17 protein-coding genes are annotated in these 18,676 nt (G+C 39.4%); 9 read left to right on the forward strand and 8 right to left on the reverse strand.

Annotated features, from left to right (window positions below):
- Positions 1-9: 9 nt before the first annotated feature.
- From NST31_RS11570 to NST31_RS11580, 3 genes are all read right to left on the reverse strand, one after another.
- Positions 10-984, reverse strand: coding sequence for an NAD-dependent epimerase/dehydratase family protein (locus tag NST31_RS11570; RefSeq protein WP_339160713.1), 975 nt, complete (start codon positions 982-984; stop codon positions 10-12).
- Positions 985-1,076: 92 nt separating this feature from the next.
- Positions 1,077-2,117: a glycosyltransferase gene (locus tag NST31_RS11575; protein WP_339160715.1), complete on the reverse strand. Its 1,041-nt coding sequence runs from the start codon at positions 2,115-2,117 to the stop codon at positions 1,077-1,079.
- Between the two features lie 280 nt (positions 2,118-2,397).
- Positions 2,398-2,637, reverse strand: coding sequence for a hypothetical protein (locus NST31_RS11580; RefSeq protein ID WP_339160717.1), 240 nt, complete (start codon positions 2,635-2,637; stop codon positions 2,398-2,400).
- A 1,751-nt stretch (positions 2,638-4,388) separates the two neighbouring features.
- Between NST31_RS11580 and NST31_RS11585 the strand changes: the two genes are divergently transcribed.
- From NST31_RS11585 to NST31_RS11610, 6 genes are all read left to right on the forward strand, one after another.
- Positions 4,389-5,315, forward strand: a complete 927-nt coding sequence (locus NST31_RS11585) for an ABC transporter ATP-binding protein (protein WP_339160720.1) — start codon at positions 4,389-4,391, stop codon at positions 5,313-5,315.
- Complete coding sequence (locus NST31_RS11590) at positions 5,312-6,256, forward strand: ABC transporter permease subunit (protein WP_339160722.1); 945 nt, start codon at positions 5,312-5,314, stop codon at positions 6,254-6,256. The genes NST31_RS11585 and NST31_RS11590 overlap by 4 nt, the downstream gene beginning before the upstream one ends.
- Positions 6,257-6,765: 509 nt before the next feature.
- Complete coding sequence (locus NST31_RS11595; protein WP_339160724.1) at positions 6,766-8,127, forward strand: PH domain-containing protein; 1,362 nt, start codon at positions 6,766-6,768, stop codon at positions 8,125-8,127.
- Between the two features lie 42 nt (positions 8,128-8,169).
- Complete coding sequence (locus NST31_RS11600; protein WP_077112629.1) at positions 8,170-8,400, forward strand: helix-turn-helix transcriptional regulator; 231 nt, start codon at positions 8,170-8,172, stop codon at positions 8,398-8,400.
- Positions 8,401-8,837: 437 nt separating this feature from the next.
- Positions 8,838-10,301 (forward strand): YdiU family protein, encoded by a 1,464-nt coding sequence (locus NST31_RS11605; RefSeq protein ID WP_339160725.1) that lies wholly within the window; start codon positions 8,838-8,840, stop codon positions 10,299-10,301.
- Positions 10,302-10,435: 134 nt separating this feature from the next.
- Positions 10,436-11,152 carry a 3-ketoacyl-ACP reductase gene (locus tag NST31_RS11610; protein WP_339160727.1) on the forward strand — a complete coding sequence of 239 codons (717 nt, stop codon included), beginning with the start codon at positions 10,436-10,438 and terminating at the stop codon, positions 11,150-11,152.
- A gap of 55 nt (positions 11,153-11,207) precedes the next feature.
- Here the strand turns inward: NST31_RS11610 and NST31_RS11615 are convergent, their stop codons facing one another.
- The 5 genes from NST31_RS11615 to NST31_RS11635 all read right to left on the reverse strand — a co-directional run bounded on the left by NST31_RS11615 (position 11,208) and on the right by NST31_RS11635 (position 15,835).
- A complete protein-coding gene (locus tag NST31_RS11615; protein WP_339160729.1) occupies positions 11,208-12,509 on the reverse strand; it encodes a TRAP transporter large permease in 1,302 nt (433 codons plus the stop codon).
- Positions 12,506-13,009, reverse strand: coding sequence for a TRAP transporter small permease (locus NST31_RS11620; RefSeq protein ID WP_339160731.1), 504 nt, complete (start codon positions 13,007-13,009; stop codon positions 12,506-12,508). Before NST31_RS11620 ends, NST31_RS11615 begins: the two co-directional genes overlap by 4 nt.
- A 10-nt stretch (positions 13,010-13,019) precedes the next feature.
- Positions 13,020-14,099 carry a TRAP transporter substrate-binding protein gene (locus NST31_RS11625; RefSeq protein ID WP_339165530.1) on the reverse strand — a complete coding sequence of 360 codons (1,080 nt, stop codon included), beginning with the start codon at positions 14,097-14,099 and terminating at the stop codon, positions 13,020-13,022.
- Positions 14,100-14,439: 340 nt separating this feature from the next.
- Positions 14,440-15,201: a peptidoglycan editing factor PgeF gene (pgeF, locus tag NST31_RS11630; protein ID WP_077112621.1), complete on the reverse strand. Its 762-nt coding sequence runs from the start codon at positions 15,199-15,201 to the stop codon at positions 14,440-14,442.
- A 409-nt stretch (positions 15,202-15,610) separates the two neighbouring features.
- Positions 15,611-15,835 carry a PH domain-containing protein gene (locus NST31_RS11635; protein ID WP_268920958.1) on the reverse strand — a complete coding sequence of 75 codons (225 nt, stop codon included), beginning with the start codon at positions 15,833-15,835 and terminating at the stop codon, positions 15,611-15,613.
- Between the two features lie 499 nt (positions 15,836-16,334).
- Here NST31_RS11635 and NST31_RS11640 point away from each other — a divergent pair, with 499 nt between their 5' ends.
- Genes NST31_RS11640 through NST31_RS11650 form a run of 3 tightly spaced genes read left to right on the forward strand, consistent with a single transcriptional unit; the run spans position 16,335 to position 18,675 of the window.
- Positions 16,335-17,975, forward strand: a complete 1,641-nt coding sequence (locus NST31_RS11640) for an AAA family ATPase (RefSeq protein WP_339160732.1) — start codon at positions 16,335-16,337, stop codon at positions 17,973-17,975.
- 26 nt (positions 17,976-18,001) lie between these two features.
- Positions 18,002-18,463: a hypothetical protein gene (locus NST31_RS11645; protein WP_205178990.1), complete on the forward strand. Its 462-nt coding sequence runs from the start codon at positions 18,002-18,004 to the stop codon at positions 18,461-18,463.
- A complete protein-coding gene (locus NST31_RS11650; RefSeq protein ID WP_205178988.1) occupies positions 18,460-18,675 on the forward strand; it encodes a DUF2997 domain-containing protein in 216 nt (71 codons plus the stop codon). Before NST31_RS11645 ends, NST31_RS11650 begins: the two co-directional genes overlap by 4 nt.
- The last annotated feature ends 1 nt before the right edge of the window (position 18,676 follow it).

Raw genomic sequence — 18,676 nt, forward strand, 5'->3', positions numbered from 1 at the left:
ATCGCTTGATCATTTCAATTTCATACTGTTTGCTGTTCGCTGAATGCCTTCTTCCAAGTCTACTTTTGCTTCAAAACCAAGCAGTTTCTTTGCTTTTCTCACCTGAGGAATGCGTAGTTCAATGTCAGCTGCCGTCCGCTTGTCATATTGAATGTTTGATTGAGAACCGAGGACACGGATGATCGTGTTCGCTAAACCATAAATCGTAATAATCGCCCGTTCATTACCGATATTAAAAGATTCTCCAATGGCCTCATCGACGGTTAAACAGCGAAGAATCCCATCGACCATATCGTCCACATAACACCAGGCTCGAATTTGGGTGCCATCACCATGAATCGTGATTGGTTCATTTTTTAGGGCTTGCTGAACCATTGTTTTAATGGCGCCCTCGCCAACCTGCCCAGGCCCATAAACATTAAAGGGTCGAACAGCTACAGTGGGTAACTGGTACTGCTTGAAATAAGAATAAGCAAGATGCTCCACGGCTAGTTTGCTGACAGCATAGGTCCATCTTGCTTCTCCGACAGCTCCTAAAATGGTGTGAGTCGTTTCGGTTGAGCGGAACGCTACTTGGCCAAACACTTCACTTGTGCTAAAACAGATCACACGTTTTAAATTAGGGAGGGAAGCGGCTGCTTCCAGAACGTTGGCGGAGCCGATCATATTGACTTGCATCGTTTTAACAGGATTTTTAATGACAGTGTCAATCCCGGCAATACCGGCAGCGTGGACGATGTAATTGGCCCCTTCCACTGCTTGTTTCAATGCTTTCAGATCAAGAACATCACCGGTTATCGTTTGTAAATTTGGATGATCTTTATATGGTTTACACTTTAATGCGTTTCGGGAAAAATTATCGAAAATCGTTACTTTGTTGTGATCAATTAATTTTTCAATGAGCGCTGATCCGATAAATCCGGCTCCACCTGTTACGAAAATATGTTGATCTATTATTGGTGCGGGCTTTAAATCATTATTCATATTGTCACCTGCTTGCTTATGTTTTTCGCTTGACTTCATTATTTTATGAAAAGAGTGGATGGAGAAGAACGATGAATCGTGAAAAGGGATGCCTATCCTTTTTCAGAATCGATGATTGCTTCATAGATCTTAAGAAGTTTAGCACTGTTTTTGAGATAGTCATGGTGCGCCTCCACGTATTCTCTTCCTTTCCTTCCTATTTCAGGAAAGGAATCCTGGTTATTTAAAAGAAAGCGCAGCTTTTCAACCAAGGTATCGGGGTTGGCTGAAATAAGCGGTAATGTTTTTGGATAATAAGAAGCCATGAAGTCACTAATATAACAAATCACCGGTTTCCCTAGCGCCATCGCTTCAATCGCAAATAAGCCGTAGCTCCCTAAATGAAGCTGATCGATAATCAAATCGGCCTTTTCATAAATTTTTTTAGCCTCTAGATGATTCATGCGTTGAACTAATTGGAAATCGAACGCGAATTCAGTCCGTAATTGTTCAATGGCTTGTAAAATATAAAGAGTTCCTTTGATTTGCGGGTTGGTTGGAGCATGAACGATAAGTGGTCGTGTTTTCTTTTCCAAAAAAGTTGGTGCATATTCGGATAGATCGATCATTTGTGGTACAAAAAAAACGTGCTGATAGTAAGGCTTGACATAGTAATGCATTTCATGATCAGGAGCAATGCAATATGGAATGTTTTCAGCGAGAAACTCCAGTTTACGGGAAATCCAGTCGTCATTGTTCATTTTTACTTTCGCATAGCGATTAATTTGCAATGCCTTATTTAAGGAACGAACTTCACTCCCCCAATGCTCCATAATGATTGGTTTCTCAGCAGTTCTAAGTTGTTCCAAGTCGGAATGGTCAGTTAGTAAACTCGTCGAAAAATGAAAATGGAATAGATCGAACTCGGGAATGAGCTGATTTTGAATATAGTTTACTTTGTCGCTATTTTCTAATTTTTTCCAATCCTTTATTTCATACTCAGAATGATAGCCTAAATAACTATGATAATTGTTAATGATTTTTGAGGTGGCTCCGTTTTTTTCTAATCCCTTGGAAGATGTATGCAATTGATTGGCAATTTCCATCGTGCCTTGAAGGACTTTTAATCTCGATCCAACATCCGTTTCTTTCATAGCTTTTCTCCCATCCTTTGTTTTAAAGATAAGAAAGTTCAAGTATTTGTTGTCTAACGCCAGCGCCTATGCCTAGCAGTCTTTGAGGCGCAACCTATTCGACTGCGCGGTGGAGAATCGAGGAAACCTTAAACGAGGCCATCGTTTGCTGCAATAAGGTCAATATCGGCTCTTTTCGTTGTCATGTTTCCAGCTGCGAGTTCCAGGCGCATGGATGAAGACAATCGCTGATGAAGGCTAAGGGCGCCTTTTTCAGCGATTGTCTCGCTTTACGCTGATTTCACTTCTTATCCTTTATCTCATTGCGATTAGCTCCAGTTTGCACGTTGCTAAACCGGTGCATGCGTTTTGTTATATTGTATGAAACAAACATCCGGAGGATATAGGCAAGAGAAACAAGGGGAGATTTTGTATCGAGCAGGAGAATGGGAAAGAAGAGTGGAGTAAATAGGATGGAATCAGTTACATCCTTTAAATCCGTGATGAGCCAAGTATGGCGGAATGTTGCCTCATCATACATTGGTTTACTCTCCAAGGTAAGTGCTTGGTGCTATTAAAAACTTTCCGGGAAGAAGCCTTGAAGGCCAACAAAGTCTCTTTCCAGCCAATGTGTTGAACGAAAGGGATGAATGCAAGTTCAAATTCGGAGTTCAGCTATTTTGTCTATTTCACATTTCATTTCAGAAACATTATTAATATTTTGAAATTACTATTTATTGCCATAAGTTACAATTGATAAAAATGAACAAAAAACTATAATCAAACATGAGACGATTAGTTTAATGATTTCATAAGAAAAATAAGGGGGGTGTTACTTGCTGAAGAAAGTAAAAAATTTCGAAATGCTGTACTGGAACGGTAACGGTATTGAAAATGGGTAAAAGAAGCAGGTAAATCAATTTGGCGTTAAAATGAATTTATTGAAGATATTTCCGGATATGATTTTATTTCTTGGAAAAGTATATTCCTAGGAGAGGAGTATACTTTTTTTTATTTTAAACCACTAGTGTTGCAACTAGGTTGCATACGATAATTTCAGACACGTCTGAAAAAGAAAAAAACCTTTGTAAAGGACGGATAGGTGATAGCCTGCCCAAATCTACTACAAAGGAAATCCCTATGGACAAACATACGCTATTTACGTCAGCTTGGTAAATGGGCTGAAGCGATTACCTTTGAATTAATTGATGAAGAAGCAGCATCTGCAGGTAAACCATATCCATGGCCGAACGGAACAGTTTGCTTGGAACCAGCTTTATATTGCCATGATCGCCTACAGTTTACGACTGCTTCTTAGGTTGGAAACCAAGACAACATTGACCTTATAACAAATGTTCACAAAGTTACGAGCTTTGCTTTTTTCCGACGTTAAGAGCTGTTGGAAATCCTTCAGCCTACATAAGGAAATGTCGATCGTCCCTCTTGCCTCGGGTGTCAATATACATATTTTACCAAATGAACATACTCATCTTTGATTAAGGTTTGTCCCTTTTTCAAATTTGATAGACGATATAGTTCTGAATAGTCAGTTGAATAGTTTAACTATTTAATGTAGCGCTAGTGGTCATCTATACCACATTTTAGTCTATTATTCGATAAGTATTATCAATATTGAGACAATTACTATATGTTCCCATAAGTTACAATTGATAGAATATGGGCAAAAAACTATAATTAAACATGAGATCACTAGATTATTAGTATAAATGATCTCATTAGAAAAAATAGGGGGTGTTACTTGTTGAAGAAAGTTAAAAAGGTATGGAAATGGGTAAAGGAAGCTGGTAAATGGGTTTGGCGTTTAATAGAAGTTATTGATATATTCGGATAAGATAAATTATTTTATTTTTTTGAAAAAAGTATATTCCTGAGAGAGGAATATACTTTTTTATGTGATATAAAATGATTCCTACTTTATTGTTTTTACTCAATTATTTGCCTACATAAGCATGACAATCTTTAATCATCCTGCCCTTACATTTTTATCAGATTTCTCCTACCGCAAACTTCTTTACGTAAAACCGCAATGAGGATTGCGGTGAAATTCGAAATAGATAGACTATAATATAATTAGAAAGAGAATGAGTCATAGTAGCTGAAGCTATAAATAGGCCTTGGGAAATGATTTGCTTGGCTTTGTGGTAAAAGGGGGTAGGGATTAGGCATAAAGATGGAGCCCCATGACACTTGATATATGTTTTTACAATAAAATAAATGGACATTTTAGAAATATAGCGATCAAAATGAGCATGAAAAGTTTAGGTGAATCAAATGGAAATTATGAAGGTGGAAGGGCTTACTAAAGTTATTAAAAAGAAAACACTCATTTATGATATTTCATTTTCTATTAAACAGGGTGAAGTTTTTGGATTTCTTGGACCCAATGGTGCTGGAAAGACAACTACGATTCGGATGTTAACGGGGATGATTAAGCCAACAAGTGGAAACATTTATATCAATGGCTGGAACATAGAAACAGACTTTTCCAAAGCAATGAGGCATATGGGAGGGATTGTGGAAAATCCCTCACTCTATTTGTATATGAGTGGTTGGGAAAATTTGAAGCAACGTGCTCGACTTTTAGATTCAAACCCGACAGACAAAGACTTGTCTGACATCGTTGAACTTATCGGCTTAAGCTCTCGCATTCATGAAAAAGCAGTTCATTTTTCACTTGGGATGAAGCAACGTTTAGGGATTGGGCTCGCACTTATCGGGCGGCCTAAAATGATCATTTTAGATGAGCCAATTAACGGTTTAGATCCACAGGGAATCATTGATGTTCGGAATCTTATCCAATACCTTTCACGAGAGAAAAATATTTCCGTTTTCATTTCCTCACATATTTTAAGTGAATTAGAACATGTATTAGATAGAGGAATCATCATTCATGAAGGAAAAAAAGTGACGGACATTGAAAAAAAAGATCTTCAAGAAGCTGATAAACATACGTATCAGATTGAATTTCAGACCGATCTAACGAAAGAAGAGATCGAAGCTATCTTTCATCTTCACAAAGTACAAATCATACATATGACAAACAGCCATATTCATTTTTCAACAAATACGAACGGCGCACAACAAATACTCTCAAGTTTCATTAATCAAAAAATAGTCATCACCCACTTTTTAAAAAAGGAAAAATCATTAGAGCGTATCTATTTAGAAGCAATTGGTTCTAAGGAGAAAAGTGTATGAAAGCAGCCATAAAAAATGAAATAATAAAGCTTTGGTTAAGAAAGAAAATTGTTGTTCTTTTAATAATTAGTGTTGGAATGATGATTCTTTCGGCAACACTAAGCTACTTGGATTCAAATGAAGTTAAAATGGCATCCAATGAAATATATGAAATGGAAAAACAATCGCTCAAAAGTTTATATAGTAATAAAGAAATAGACTCTACATACATAGAACGTTCATTGGAAATCATCGATACAAAAATGGTTCACAATATACCTGCGGAAGGTTATCAAACAGGGGCAATGCTATTATTTGAAGAAATCACGGGAGGATTTTTTATTTCAATCATTTTACCTTTTGCAGTCATTATTTTGTGTAGCGATATGATTGTAGGCGAACAAACTACAGGAAGTTTAAAGTCGCTATTGTTTTCTCCCTTGGGAAGAGGCAGATTGTTATTCTCTAAGATTCTAGCAGTTTTTTTTGTTTTACTAGGCCTATCTGTATTTTATTTTTTTCTGGAATACATCACAACAGGAACGCTTTATCGTTTCGGTGGATGGACTGATCAAATTGTGTTGACCCTTATAAACCCTGGTATTTACTCAGTGTGGCAAGGAATCGTATTAGGGTTTTTGCTTTTAATAATTTCAATGACTTTCTATATTTTATTAGCAATTTTCTTTTCTGTTATTTTTAATAATGTCATGAGTTCAATTTTAGGATTTATCACTTTTGTATTAATTCAGTATACTTCCCCGCTTTATATGGAAAAAATTCCTTATCTATATTACTCCGTTTTCCCTAACGTAAAATTAGCGCTGTTTTTGGAAGGGGAAGGAGCAACACAACCATATGGTGTGAGTCTTATTACGGCGATTGTCGTCATCGGACTTGCAATAGTATTATTATTATATCTATCAATGGTGATTTTTAAGAAAAGAGATATATTTGTGTAAAACTTTTTATGATCAAAAACGATAAAGGAAGTAGTGTATGGATTGTGTAAGTGATTGGAATAAGGTGTCCAATAATTTTATAAAAGGAAAAAGGATTGAATACTCGCTTATTTTCGTTGCGACTTTTCTTGTTACGTTTATCTTGTACCTATTTTCATTTCATAAATTTATAAACAGCATGTTGATTTACATAATGATTTTCATTACGGTCTTTTTTTTCATAAGCTTGCTAAGGTTAAAAAGACTTTATCACTCCATTTCATTTAAATGCTCAAATAAATTGATTTTCTATCAATCTGGCATTGTTATAAAAAATAAAGTCATTATTCCTTGCCGTAAAGTGTATCAAACAAAAATAAGGCAAGGGCCGATTTTGAAGAAGTATCATTTAGTTTCTTTAGAAATCATTACTGCAGCAGGTTCCTTAGAGATTGACTATATAAAACATTCAACAGCAGAATCTATTATCAAGTACATTGAATTAAATGGAAATCAAGAGGAAATAAAGAATGAGTAAGATGCATCCATTCCTTATTGTTTCTTATGCGGTCAAACTGGCGATAAGATTGATCCCTCCTTATTTATTAGTGTTAATTTTTCGTTCCAGCGCAGGTTTAAAAACGATCAATGAACATATTAGTGGGACCATTATATCCATTCTTGGTTGTAGTTTCATTATGTTCGGGTTCGTGAAATGGTGTACTTTGCGTTACAGTATACAAGATGATCAAGTAATCGTTAAAAACTTTTCATTTTTGCAACACACGGTAGAATATATTGACGAAAGAAAGGTCGTTAATTGTGTGACGACAAAGTGGTTTCCAAGTAATATGCTGGGAATTTCTGATTTGCGAATTCAGCTGGAAGGGGATGAAGATGAGGCAACCATTTCTCTGCCCGCGATAAGAGAGCAAGATCGACTCGCAATTGTTAACGCCCTAAAAGCCGAAGAGACCAACTCTGATTTTGTAAAAAGATTTCAAGTAACATCAAGAGAAGTCCTCGGAGGCTTAATCACCAGAGGACTTATATTTACACTTTTTGTGATTTTTCTATCAACCCTTGTTTCAAATATTTCCAAATCCGAAACTTGGGAAGGATACTTTTCTATCGAATTTTGGATACAAGGAATCGCCAATTTGCCAGGCTCTGTCTATATGTATGCTTCAGCTCTCTTAATCATGTCATTGATAGCACAGTATTCCAAAGCAATTAATTTCAATCTTCAAATGGATGATCAGCAAATTAAAATAGTGAGCGGAGCATTCTCCAAAAAAATTGTCAGTATTTACATAAAAAATATAAAGGGTTTGATGGTTCAACAAACCCTCGTTCAAAAATTATTTAAAAGGTCGACCCTTTATATAGAAACAATTGATCAAGAGCAAAGAAAAATCCTTTTACACCCTTTTGTAAAAAATGAAGACATCCCTATGTTTATAAAGTTGTGTTATAAAGAGGACATCCATTTGAAAGAAGAGAAATGGAAGAAGCAAGGCGGGAGGCATGCTGTACTTCTCATCTATTTAACTGCATTCTTCATTACGGGCTTGTGTCTCTACATGTTAGCTGAAACCTTGTTCCCGATCGGGATACTTGCCTTACTGATTTTATGTAGCATAAAGGTAATGGAGCATTGGAGTGTAAAATTTCAATTTGAAGCGGACCATTTAATTGTTGAACAAGGAGTTTTCATCAAAAAGACGCATATCTTGCAAAACGCTCATCTTCAATATGTAAAAACAAGGAAAATGCCTTGGCATCACCTGGCAATTCGACATGTACAGTTAGGTTATTTTAATAACTCTGTAAGAAAAAGGATCAAGCTAAAGTCCATTCATAAAAATCATCTCCATTTGCCATTGCTGTAAAAGTACTAATTAATATGGAGTATTAATTAGGAGGCAGTTTAGATGAAGCCGGTTTATCGAATTAAGAATAATCTTTTTGAGTTAATTTATGATAAATATGATACACAAGCGAACCTAGCTAAAGAAATTCAAACAGATCCCTCGTATTTGTCAAAAATATTATCAGGAAAGCAAAAAGTAAGTCCGAGAATTGCTTATGTCATCGCCAAATCCTTAGGGGTATCGGTCGGGGATTGCTTTTACATTAAAAATTCCAAGCGAAAAGGGAGTTGAAATCAAATGGCAATCAAGGATATTCGTTTCATTGCCGCTTTGTCATGGAGCCCCGGCGGGTATCACTTATTGCAAAGGGCTTTGCAAAAGCCTATAGCTTCCGCCAATCCATGTATAACAAACACTGCGTTGATGAATTACTAGCAGTCATATAAACATCGGCACGTTATAAGCAATTTGTCACTTTCCATACAAAAGATGCATCCAAAAGAGTATAATACATAAACAAAAGCAAGATTATAAAGTGAAACTTCATTCAGTAGGAGTTTTCTTCATCTCCTACTGAATGTTAGTTGAACAATCGGGCATTTAGGTGCCGTTTTCTTCCACTTAGACCTTTTGTATCAACTCAAGGCTCTTGAAGTAGGAGTAGTACGGCACCTTACATGCGGGATAAAAATGGCCACTATCAATTTTGTAAAACAAAAGGAGATGCAATGAGTAGATATAACCAAACAGGTTGGAACTTTGACAATAGCTATGCACAGTTGCCGAATTTGTTTTATACGAGCATAAGCCCTACCCCTGTCCACTCGCCCAAATTGGTTATTCTGAATGAACAGTTGGCTGAGTCTTTGGGGTTGAATGTGGGAGCGCTTCAAAGTGGTGAAGGAGCAGCGGTGTTTGCCGGAAACAGCATACCGGCTGGGGCTGAGCCGCTTGCACAAGCGTATGCGGGACATCAATTCGGCCATTTTACTATGTTGGGTGACGGGCGGGCAGTACTATTGGGTGAGCAGATCACACCGCAAGGTGACAGGATGGATATTCAACTGAAAGGTTCAGGCAAAACGCCTTACTCTCGCGGGGGGGATGGCCGGGCGACGCTGGGACCGATGTTGCGCGAGTATATTGTCAGCGAGGCGATGCATGCGCTTGGTATTCCTACAACCCGCAGTCTGGCTGTTGTGACAACGGGGGAGCTCATCTGGCGCGAAACGAAGCTTCCGGGTGCCATTTTGACACGTGTGGCGGCCAGCCATCTGCGGGTGGGAACTTTTGAATATGTTGTCAGATGGGGCGGAGTCGATAAGCTTCAAATTTTAGCCGATTATACCATTAAGCGGCACTTTCCGGAGATTGCAGATGATGAAAACAAGTATCTCTCTTTGCTTCAGGAAGTGATCAACCGCCAAGCGGAGCTGATCGCCAAATGGCAGCTTGTTGGTTTTATTCACGGAGTCATGAACACAGATAATATGGCTATAAGCGGAGAAACAATTGATTATGGGCCTTGCGCTTTTATGGATGTTTACGATCCTGATACTGTATTTAGTTCTATTGATACCCAAGGCCGGTATGCTTACCAGAACCAGCCGATCATTGGAGGATGGAATCTTGCCCGGTTTGCTGAGACGCTATTGCCGCTCTTGCATGAAGAACCAGAGCAAGCGGTAAAAATGGCGCAAGAAGAGGTTTCCGGATTTTCGGAGCTGTTTCATTCCCATTGGCTTGCGGGAATGAGGGCTAAACTCGGCATTTTTAATGATGAGCCTCAGGATGAAAACTTGATTACCGAGCTCCTTGATTTGATGAAAGATCATCGCGCGGATTATACGAATACTTTTCGGGCATTAACGATGAACCGGTTGGAAGGAATGGATCTTTTTAAAACAGAAAGATTTACCCAGTGGCAAAAAAGATGGCGGGATAGGATGGAAAGGCAACAAGAATCAACCGCTTCCTCCCAGGAGCTCATGAGGAAAAGCAATCCTTCCGTCATTCCGAGGAACCACCGCGTAGAAGAGGCGCTGGAAGCGGCAGTGGAAAAAGAAGACTACAGCGTGCTTGAACGTTTGCATAACATTCTTTCCACCCCTTATGCCTATACAGAAGAACAAGCAGAATACTGTACGGTGCCTGCTTCAACGGCTCCTTATGTCACCTATTGTGGTACTTGATGTCTTTATCTTCATAAAGTAGGATTGCAGACCCGTAAATAGTACATGGCATGAATCGAAAGATTTGGCGATGGATTTGGTGACATGGTATATTCAACTAGGAAGCTTAAATATACTATACGAGGAGAGTTGACATGCGGAACTTACAGGGGAAAAATGCTTTAATTACAGGAGCCGGCAGAGGGATTGGGCGAGCAACCGCCATTGCTTTTGCGAAAGAAGGCATCCATGTAGGTCTAATTGGCAAAACGTTTGACAACCTTGAAAAAGTGGCCAAAGAACTTGAAGAATACGAGGTCAACGTAACTGTGGCAGTAGCGGATGTATCGGATCACGACTCGGTGATGGCCGCCGTTGACCATGTAAAATCGGAGCTTGGTCCAATAGATATTCTGATCAACAATGCGGGAATTGCCAAGTTTGGAAAGTTTCTAGACCTTACTCCTGAGGAGTTCAAACGAATTATTGATGTCAATGTGATGGGAATGTATTATGTTACAAGAGCGGTTCTGCCAGATATGATAGAAAGGCAGTCCGGAGATATTATCAATATTTCTTCTACTGCCGGGCAAAAAGGCGGGCCGGTTATGAGTGCATACAGCACATCCAAGTTTGCCGTGTTGGGTCTTACCGAATCCCTCATGTATGAGGCAAGAAAACATAATATCCGTGTGACCGCGTTAACCCCGAGCACTGTCGCCACTGATTTGGCGTTTGCGGAAAACTTGACGGATGGTAATCCGGAAAAAGTAATGCAGCCGGAAGATATCGCTGAAGTCATGGTTGCACAATTAAAATTGCATCCCCGCGTCTTTATCAAATCAGCCGGATTGTGGTCGACCAATCCTTAACTGTATAAAGGGAGGCAATCCAAGGCCGAACCATCGGCAGTTGGATTGCCTCTTTTCATTTCATATAATCGGGTAAAAAAGTAACGATTTCAGGGAAAATCACAACGAGCGCCAAACATACAATCATCATAAGCAACATCGGGATGACCCCTTTGAAAATACGCTGAATGGGTACATCTTTGGCAACCCCGCTAATAATATAAACACTTAAACCGAGCGGGGGAGTCAATAAGCCGATATTCATGACGAAGATCATAACGACTCCAAACCAAATACCGTCAAATCCCAGCATTGTAATTAACGGGTACACGACTGGCAGCGTTAAGACAAATATGGCGATCCCTTCCAAAAAAAGACCTAAAATGAAATAGGCGATTAAAATGAATACCAATATGATCATTGGCGACATATCTAGATTGGATACAAACTTCGTAATGACGACCGGAATTTTGCTTAATGCCAGAAATTTGCTGAAAATATCAGCGCCGATCAAAATAAAGAAGATCATGGCAGTTAATCGGGTCGTCTCATTTAACGATGATTTAAAATCGTCCCATTTTAATCTTCGCGTTGCAACTGCTAATAAAAATGCCCCAAAAGCTCCGACACCGCCGGCTTCCGTCGGTGTAAAAAACCCAAAGTAAATTCCTCCGATACTTAACGCGAACAGAAAAAGAAATGGCCAAACACTTGATAAGGACTTTATTTTTACTTTTAATGCTTTTTTTCCAGTTACCGGAGCTACATCAGGATTTCTTAGCACGATGATGTAGATGGCCAGCATGAATAAAACCATCTGTAGTATACCTGGAACGAGGCCGGCGATTAATAACTTGCCGATTGGTTCCATCGTTAGAATACCATAGAGCACAAGGATGACACTTGGTGGGATCAGGATGCCGAGGGTGCCTCCGGCGGCAACGCATGAAGTGGATAATGCATCATCATAACGGTATTTTTTCATCTCGGGCAACGCGATTCTCGCCATTGTGGCGGTTGTTGCGTTGACAGATCCAGAAATGGCCGAAAACAAAGCACTTGTGCCAATCGTTGTCATCGCAAGCCCGCCTTTTACATGCCCGATCCATGAGTCCACGGCGGTGTACAAATCATTTCCAAATCCACTATAAGACAAGAACATCCCCATTAAAATAAATAAGGGAATGACGCTTAAGGAATAGGAGCTTGCCGTCGAAAAGGGAGTAGTTCCCAATTGAACAAGTGCCGACTCCCAACCCCTGATCATGGCTAGTCCGAATGTGCCGACAATGATCAGTGATACACTGATTGGCACTTTCATGAGAAATAACAGCAGTAACGTAACAATCCCTAAAATACCCAACAATTCCGGACTCATTTCTTATTCACCACCAAGCTGAAATGTGTAATCGCTTTAAATATGGCTGTAAGCGCAAAGATCACAAGTGTAAAGGAAATCACAAATAAAAAAGGGTGAATAGAAAGAGCCAAGTCTGATGTCGTTGTTTTCCTCTCCATGAAACGGAGCCCGTTATCAAAAATATGCCTCGCCATAAACAACAGTGTAAACGTTATGACGATTTCAATAACGCCATTTAAAACATGTTTCGCTTTTGTTGACAATCGGTCAACGAGAAAATCAATCGTGATATGATCCCCATGACGATGTGTAATAGCCAATGCAAAAAAAACAAGCAGGGCCGCACCGAGTTCCGTCATTTCATACGTTCCTTTTAATGGTTTGTTCAAAAAATTTCTGCCTGCCACATCCAATGTGATCAACACCATAATAAAAATAAGAAACATATTTGAAATGAACTGTTGAATATCCACTATCTTATTTAATATTTTTTCCGCCTTCTCTACTATATTGGCCATGGTTTAAGCCTCACTCCTGCTTGTTGCTTAATTCAACTGCTCGATCATACACTTTTTGTCCAGGCAACCCTTTTTCATCAACGTTCTTAATCCATTTTTCAATGGTAGGGTTGATATATTTTCGCCAATCTTTCAATTCCTCTTCACTTAATTCGTGAATTTCAATCCCTTTTTCTTTGGCTTGTTCAATGGCGTCTTGTCCGAATTTATCAAAAACTTTTCCTGTTTGCTCGGCCATTTTCTTACCGGTCAATTCTTTCATCGTTGCTTGATCCTCTTCGCTCAGGTCATTCCAGATGTCTTCATTCATGACAACGAACATGGTAGTAGAATAAAAGTTTCCAACCGTCGCATAGTCAATGACTTCATCCAATCCCCATGTTTTAATAGCTTCCCAGGGTGCAATGGTTCCATCCACCACGCCGCGTTCCAAGGCTTCAAAATTTTCGTTCATGGGCATGGATACAGGTGTAGCTCCAAGTGCTTTTAACCACTCACTTGTTTCAGCCGAAGGGGAACGAATTCTCATGCCTTTCAAATCATCCACACTTTTCACTTGTTTTCCGACCGTAAATAGTTGACCGGGATCCGTCGTATACAGCCACAAAGGAATCGTTCCGGCATATTCATCATCGAATTCGTCAAATTCGTTGTATAATTCCCATAAATGATCGGAGCCCTCCAACGCGGACTTCGACATAAATGGCAGTTCCATCACAGAGGTTAATGGAAATTGATTGGGTGTATAACCATGAACGCTTAAAGCCAAATCGACTGAACCGGTGGCAGCGGCATCAAAATGTTCATCCGGCGCCGCCAAAGAGGCTCCGGGATAAGAATTGATCTTTATCCTGCCATCTGTCGCTTTTTCTAGTTCAGTGGCAAATGTCTGAATTTCCTCTTCCATAAAATGTGTGGGTGGGAAAAAGTGTGAGAAGTCAAATTCATGTTCTTGGCCACCTCCGTCGCCATTCCCGCTTTTGTCTTTTTTAGCGTCTGTACTTTCACTTCCTCCACCGCAGGCAGACAGAAAGATTAAGCTGATTAATGCCATGAGTTGAAAAAACCACTTTATTTTTCTATGGGCCATAAATTGCAAATCTTTTCACTCCCCCTAATATTGAGATTTCAAATGTGAAGCGTTTTCATTTAGGACAAAACTCCTCCTCCTTTTTTATCGATTTTCTATAATCATATATTATTTAATATATGTTATCAAGTTTTTCTAGCATATTTTTCTATATTGTGAGAAAAAAAGCTATAATATGACAAAAGAGATTGTCAAAAGATCCCTAAAGACCAATAGATGGTTATTCTTGTCCAACGGAGAAAAAACAAAAAATGGTCACCCGACCCGGTTATTCGTGCTTGGAGTAGGAGGGTGGCCAATAGATTGTATATTCTTATAATGAAAAGCTTCGGACAGCGTCTTATGTTTTTCTTATGATAAAACTCAAATGTCTTCCAGATGTCTTGTCTTGACGATAGGAGAATCCACCCTTGTTTAAATAGGTACAAGTCCGGTCAAGGGTGATGTGCTCAGAAGGGATGCCGATGAGTTCACATTGTTTTTTGACGGTAAGCTGGTTGTCTATATGATATTTTTTTGTTTCGGCATTGAAATAAATAAAGTCATCAGCATAACCGAGGTCTTTGAATTTTGTGTACACATTCTCATCAACTTCAAATTTTTCCTGGCTCAAAGCTGCGCCAAGATGAACACGGAAATCCCCCGGATGACAGCCCTCCGCGTGTATGACGTGCTCAAACATCTTCAAGGTAATTTCTTTAGTCGTGCCCCTCCATCCGGAATGAATAACACCAATGAGACCGTTTGCCTCATTGTAAAACAGCACTGGGACACAATCGGCAGTAAAGCAGCATAACAATACATTCGGCTCATATGTGTACAAGGCATCCGTATTCGGAATGGCCGTTTCAGGTCGGTCGGCACCGCGCCCTTTGTCATCGGCCGTCACCTGATGGACATTGGCGCTATGCGTCTGATGAGCGCACACAAAGTCATCCAACCGGCAGTTTAAAAAGGCGGCCAACTTCTGGCGATTTTCTACAACATGATCAAGGTTTTCACATACATGGAGAGCCATGTTGTTCATTTCAAGCCTGCTTTTATCTTTCATCGTCATCCCTGCCATGAAACGGTCATTGCTTGTGTACATGTTTATTTTCATACCTTCACCTTCTTTTATTTTCATATTCGCCAAATGTCGAATCTGATCCTTGGAAAAATCAGTTTTGCGTCTGTTTCTGCCACATGCATATGGAGCGAAAAATAAGCAAGTGCGTCAACAACGAAATGATATCGACTCACATACAATCTTTTTCATATGCAACAATAGAAAATCTGAAAACGATTCTGCCTAATGACAGGAACCTCTTTTTTTCACGGGTGTTACGAAAAGGATCATTACAAAAAATGAAAGGGGAAAATCGGAACATGTCAAGCTTTAAAGAGACAAAAATATAATCAACATGCTATCGTTTTACATAAAGGATATACCTGCTAAATGGCTAAGTGTTTATGGGTCTAAATGGCGGTCAACTTCAAATGGAGTGGTTCTTTAACATAGAGACATATGCTTATTTATCCTTTGGTGAAACAAGTGCCACTTTAAAGTTAGAATCGTCGTATATGATTTCGAACCTGTCTATTGAATGTGCCAAAGATGCGAATGGATTTTTTTCTAGTGTCGTTTTTTTGATGTCTTTGATTGGGATTTTCTTTAATCGGTCCTTGTTGAATGGTTCGTTATGTATTTTATATCCAGTAGATATGAACAGGGTTGCAAAAGGTATGGTGAACAAAAGTGTTTCAAGGTCTTTTCCAATGAAAAGCGGACTAAAGCAGGCAATGATACAGCCCCAATAGAGAATAGATAACCATGCATCCTTTTACGATATCAAAATATTCGAGCTTTCTTTTTAGTGTGGGTTCGGGAGTTAGGACATGACCTTAAGGTAGGGGCCCGTCATTTTTTCAAACTTTACACTTAAAATTATAGCATAATGAATGGAATGACATGAGAGAAATCGAGAAGTGCCCCTCATTGATGTGAAGCCGAGTGCTGTATAGATAATGTTCCGGTTTCTGAAGATTAATGTTCGTGAATCGGGGCTCTGCATGCTTCTGCCATGATTGGTTCCGCTGCCATAAGTACCCATAGCTGCAAGTCAGCTATTTTAACAATAAAGGAGGATCACCCTCTTATGCCCAAAACAATTTATCTGCACACATAGTCACAGCTCCAATGTTTTAATATAATAGAATTTAATAGTTTGTAAGAATTTACAGGGGGATGGAAAAATGGAGAAAAAGTTTGATCGGGAAAAGCTAATGGCCAATCTGTTTAAAGCACGTTTTCCTTTCCTTTATATAGCTACATGGGAAGAGGACAGAGTGCTTTCACTCATAGAATCGATTGCTTCCAATCAGGCATTAATTAAAACAGAAAGAAAAGTCATCACATGGAAAATTACGACCGGGATTGAAGGAGAGGCTAACGGAAAAGGAGATACAAAATCTGCGCTTAAAGCTTTGGAACTTATTGAGAATTATCAAGAGCCTGCTATTTTTGTCCTGCATGACTTTCATATTTATTTTGGGGACGAAGGACGCACTCCAGACCATCAAATTATCCGTAAATTAAGGGATATCAGCTTGAAGTTGAAACGCAGTCCAAATCCTAAAAATGTTGTATTTCTTTCTCCTGTACTAAGGCTTCCGCATGATCTTGAGAAAGATATTACAATCGTCGATTTTGACTTGCCCACTTTTCATGAGATCAAACAAATTTTGGACGATCTTATTGAGGTTAATAAACAAACCGGACGAATTGCAGTTAATCTGAGTGAAGAGGAAAAAGAAAAACTTGTAAAGGCAGCACTTGGACTTACGTTGTCTGAAGCGGAAAATGCTTTTGCACGCGCAATGGTAGAGGATGGACAACTATCTATTCATGATGTAGAAGTGATTTTAGAAGAAAAGGAACAGATCATCAAAAAGACGGAGATTCTTGAATTTGTCAATAGCCGCTTGAATATGGATGACATTGGGGGGTTGGAAAATTTAAAGCGCTGGCTGCGAAAAAGAAACAAGTCGTGGCTGGAGTCTGCCCAAAAATACGGTCTGCCGGCTCCAAAAGGTGTGCTCATAACAGGTGTGCCTGGATGTGGGAAAAGTTTAATCAGCAAAGCGATCAGCGCGATGTGGCAGCTTCCTTTATTACGACTGGATATAGGAAAAATTTTCAGCGGGATTGTCGGGAGCAGTGAAGAGAATATGAGAAAAGCAGTTCAAACGGCTGAAGCCATTGCACCTTCTATCTTATGGATTGATGAGATTGAAAAGGGATTCAGCGGTTTAAATTCATCCGGCGACGGAGGTACGGCCAGCCGTATTTTTGGCCATTTTTTAACGTGGATGCAGGAAAAGGAGAAGCCGGTTTTTGTCATAGCGACAGCCAATAACATTTCGAGCCTGCCTACGGAATTGCTGCGAAAAGGCCGATTTGATGAAATATTTTTTGTCGATTTGCCGACGCATCGAGAGCGGGTCGAAATTTTCAAGGTTCATTTACAGAAAAGATTAAAGGATCCGAACGTTACCGGAGACTTTCAAATAAATGATAACAATTTACATCAACTTGCCGGATTGACAGAAGGATTTGTCGGGGCAGAAATTGAACAGGTAGTCATAAATGGATTATTTGAAGCATTTTACGAAGAAAGAAGTGTTACACTGTCTGATTTTGAAAAGATATGTAAACAGTTTATCCCGCTGTCAGTGACCCAGGCTGAACAAATCAAGGGAATCCGTGACTGGGCCAATGTCAGGGCTGTAGCTGCAACCCCGCGCGAAGACCGAGAGGAATACACGGAAAGTAATGAGGCCGCAGGCATCGGTGATATCATGGCATCACGTGGCGGAAGGACGATCGACTTTTAATCTGATTGAAAGGTGGAAAATGCCCATTGAGTATTGAACTTGTACTGATCCCGGTAGGAATTGCACTGGCACATGCTGCGGGCTCGTTAATCGAGAAAAAAAGCGGCCATACATACAGCATCCAAACAGTCATGAAGAGACAGCATTTGCTGCAAAAAGCCATTGAACAATATGGCTGTAACGTTTATGAACTTAATGAAGATAATTGTCAGGCAGAAGTAGGGGATATTAAAATCTTTTTCCAACAAAATGACAAGGGAATTTTTGAAGCAGTATTTGATGAAAGTGTAGAAAAGGAACATGCATTGGAGTTTATTGATAACCTGCACGTAGAGTATAAATATTTGATCCAGCAAGAGACGTACCAGAAGCTGCTGCAACAGGCCCAGGAAAAAGGGTTGGAATTGGAATCGGAAGAAATTCAGAAAGATCGTTCCATCTTATTAACATTCAATGTAAGTGAGTGGTCGGCAGGTGAGAAAAATTGAGGGATAAAAAATTACAAATAAAAATTACAGAGGACGGCCAAGTTTTTGCCGAGACAATCGGCATCAAGGGAAAGGATTGTTTGGAGTATATAGAGATGCTTGAACAACTGCTGGATGCTGAAACAATAGACTCTAACTATACAGAAGAATACTATCAAACAGAGATCCAGTCTGTTCGCCAAAATAAACAGTTTATAAAGGAGGGCGATTAGT

This window comes from Siminovitchia sp. FSL W7-1587, from assembly GCF_037963795.1.
In the GTDB taxonomy this organism is placed as follows: Bacteria; Bacillota; Bacilli; order Bacillales; family Bacillaceae_C; genus Siminovitchia; species Siminovitchia thermophila.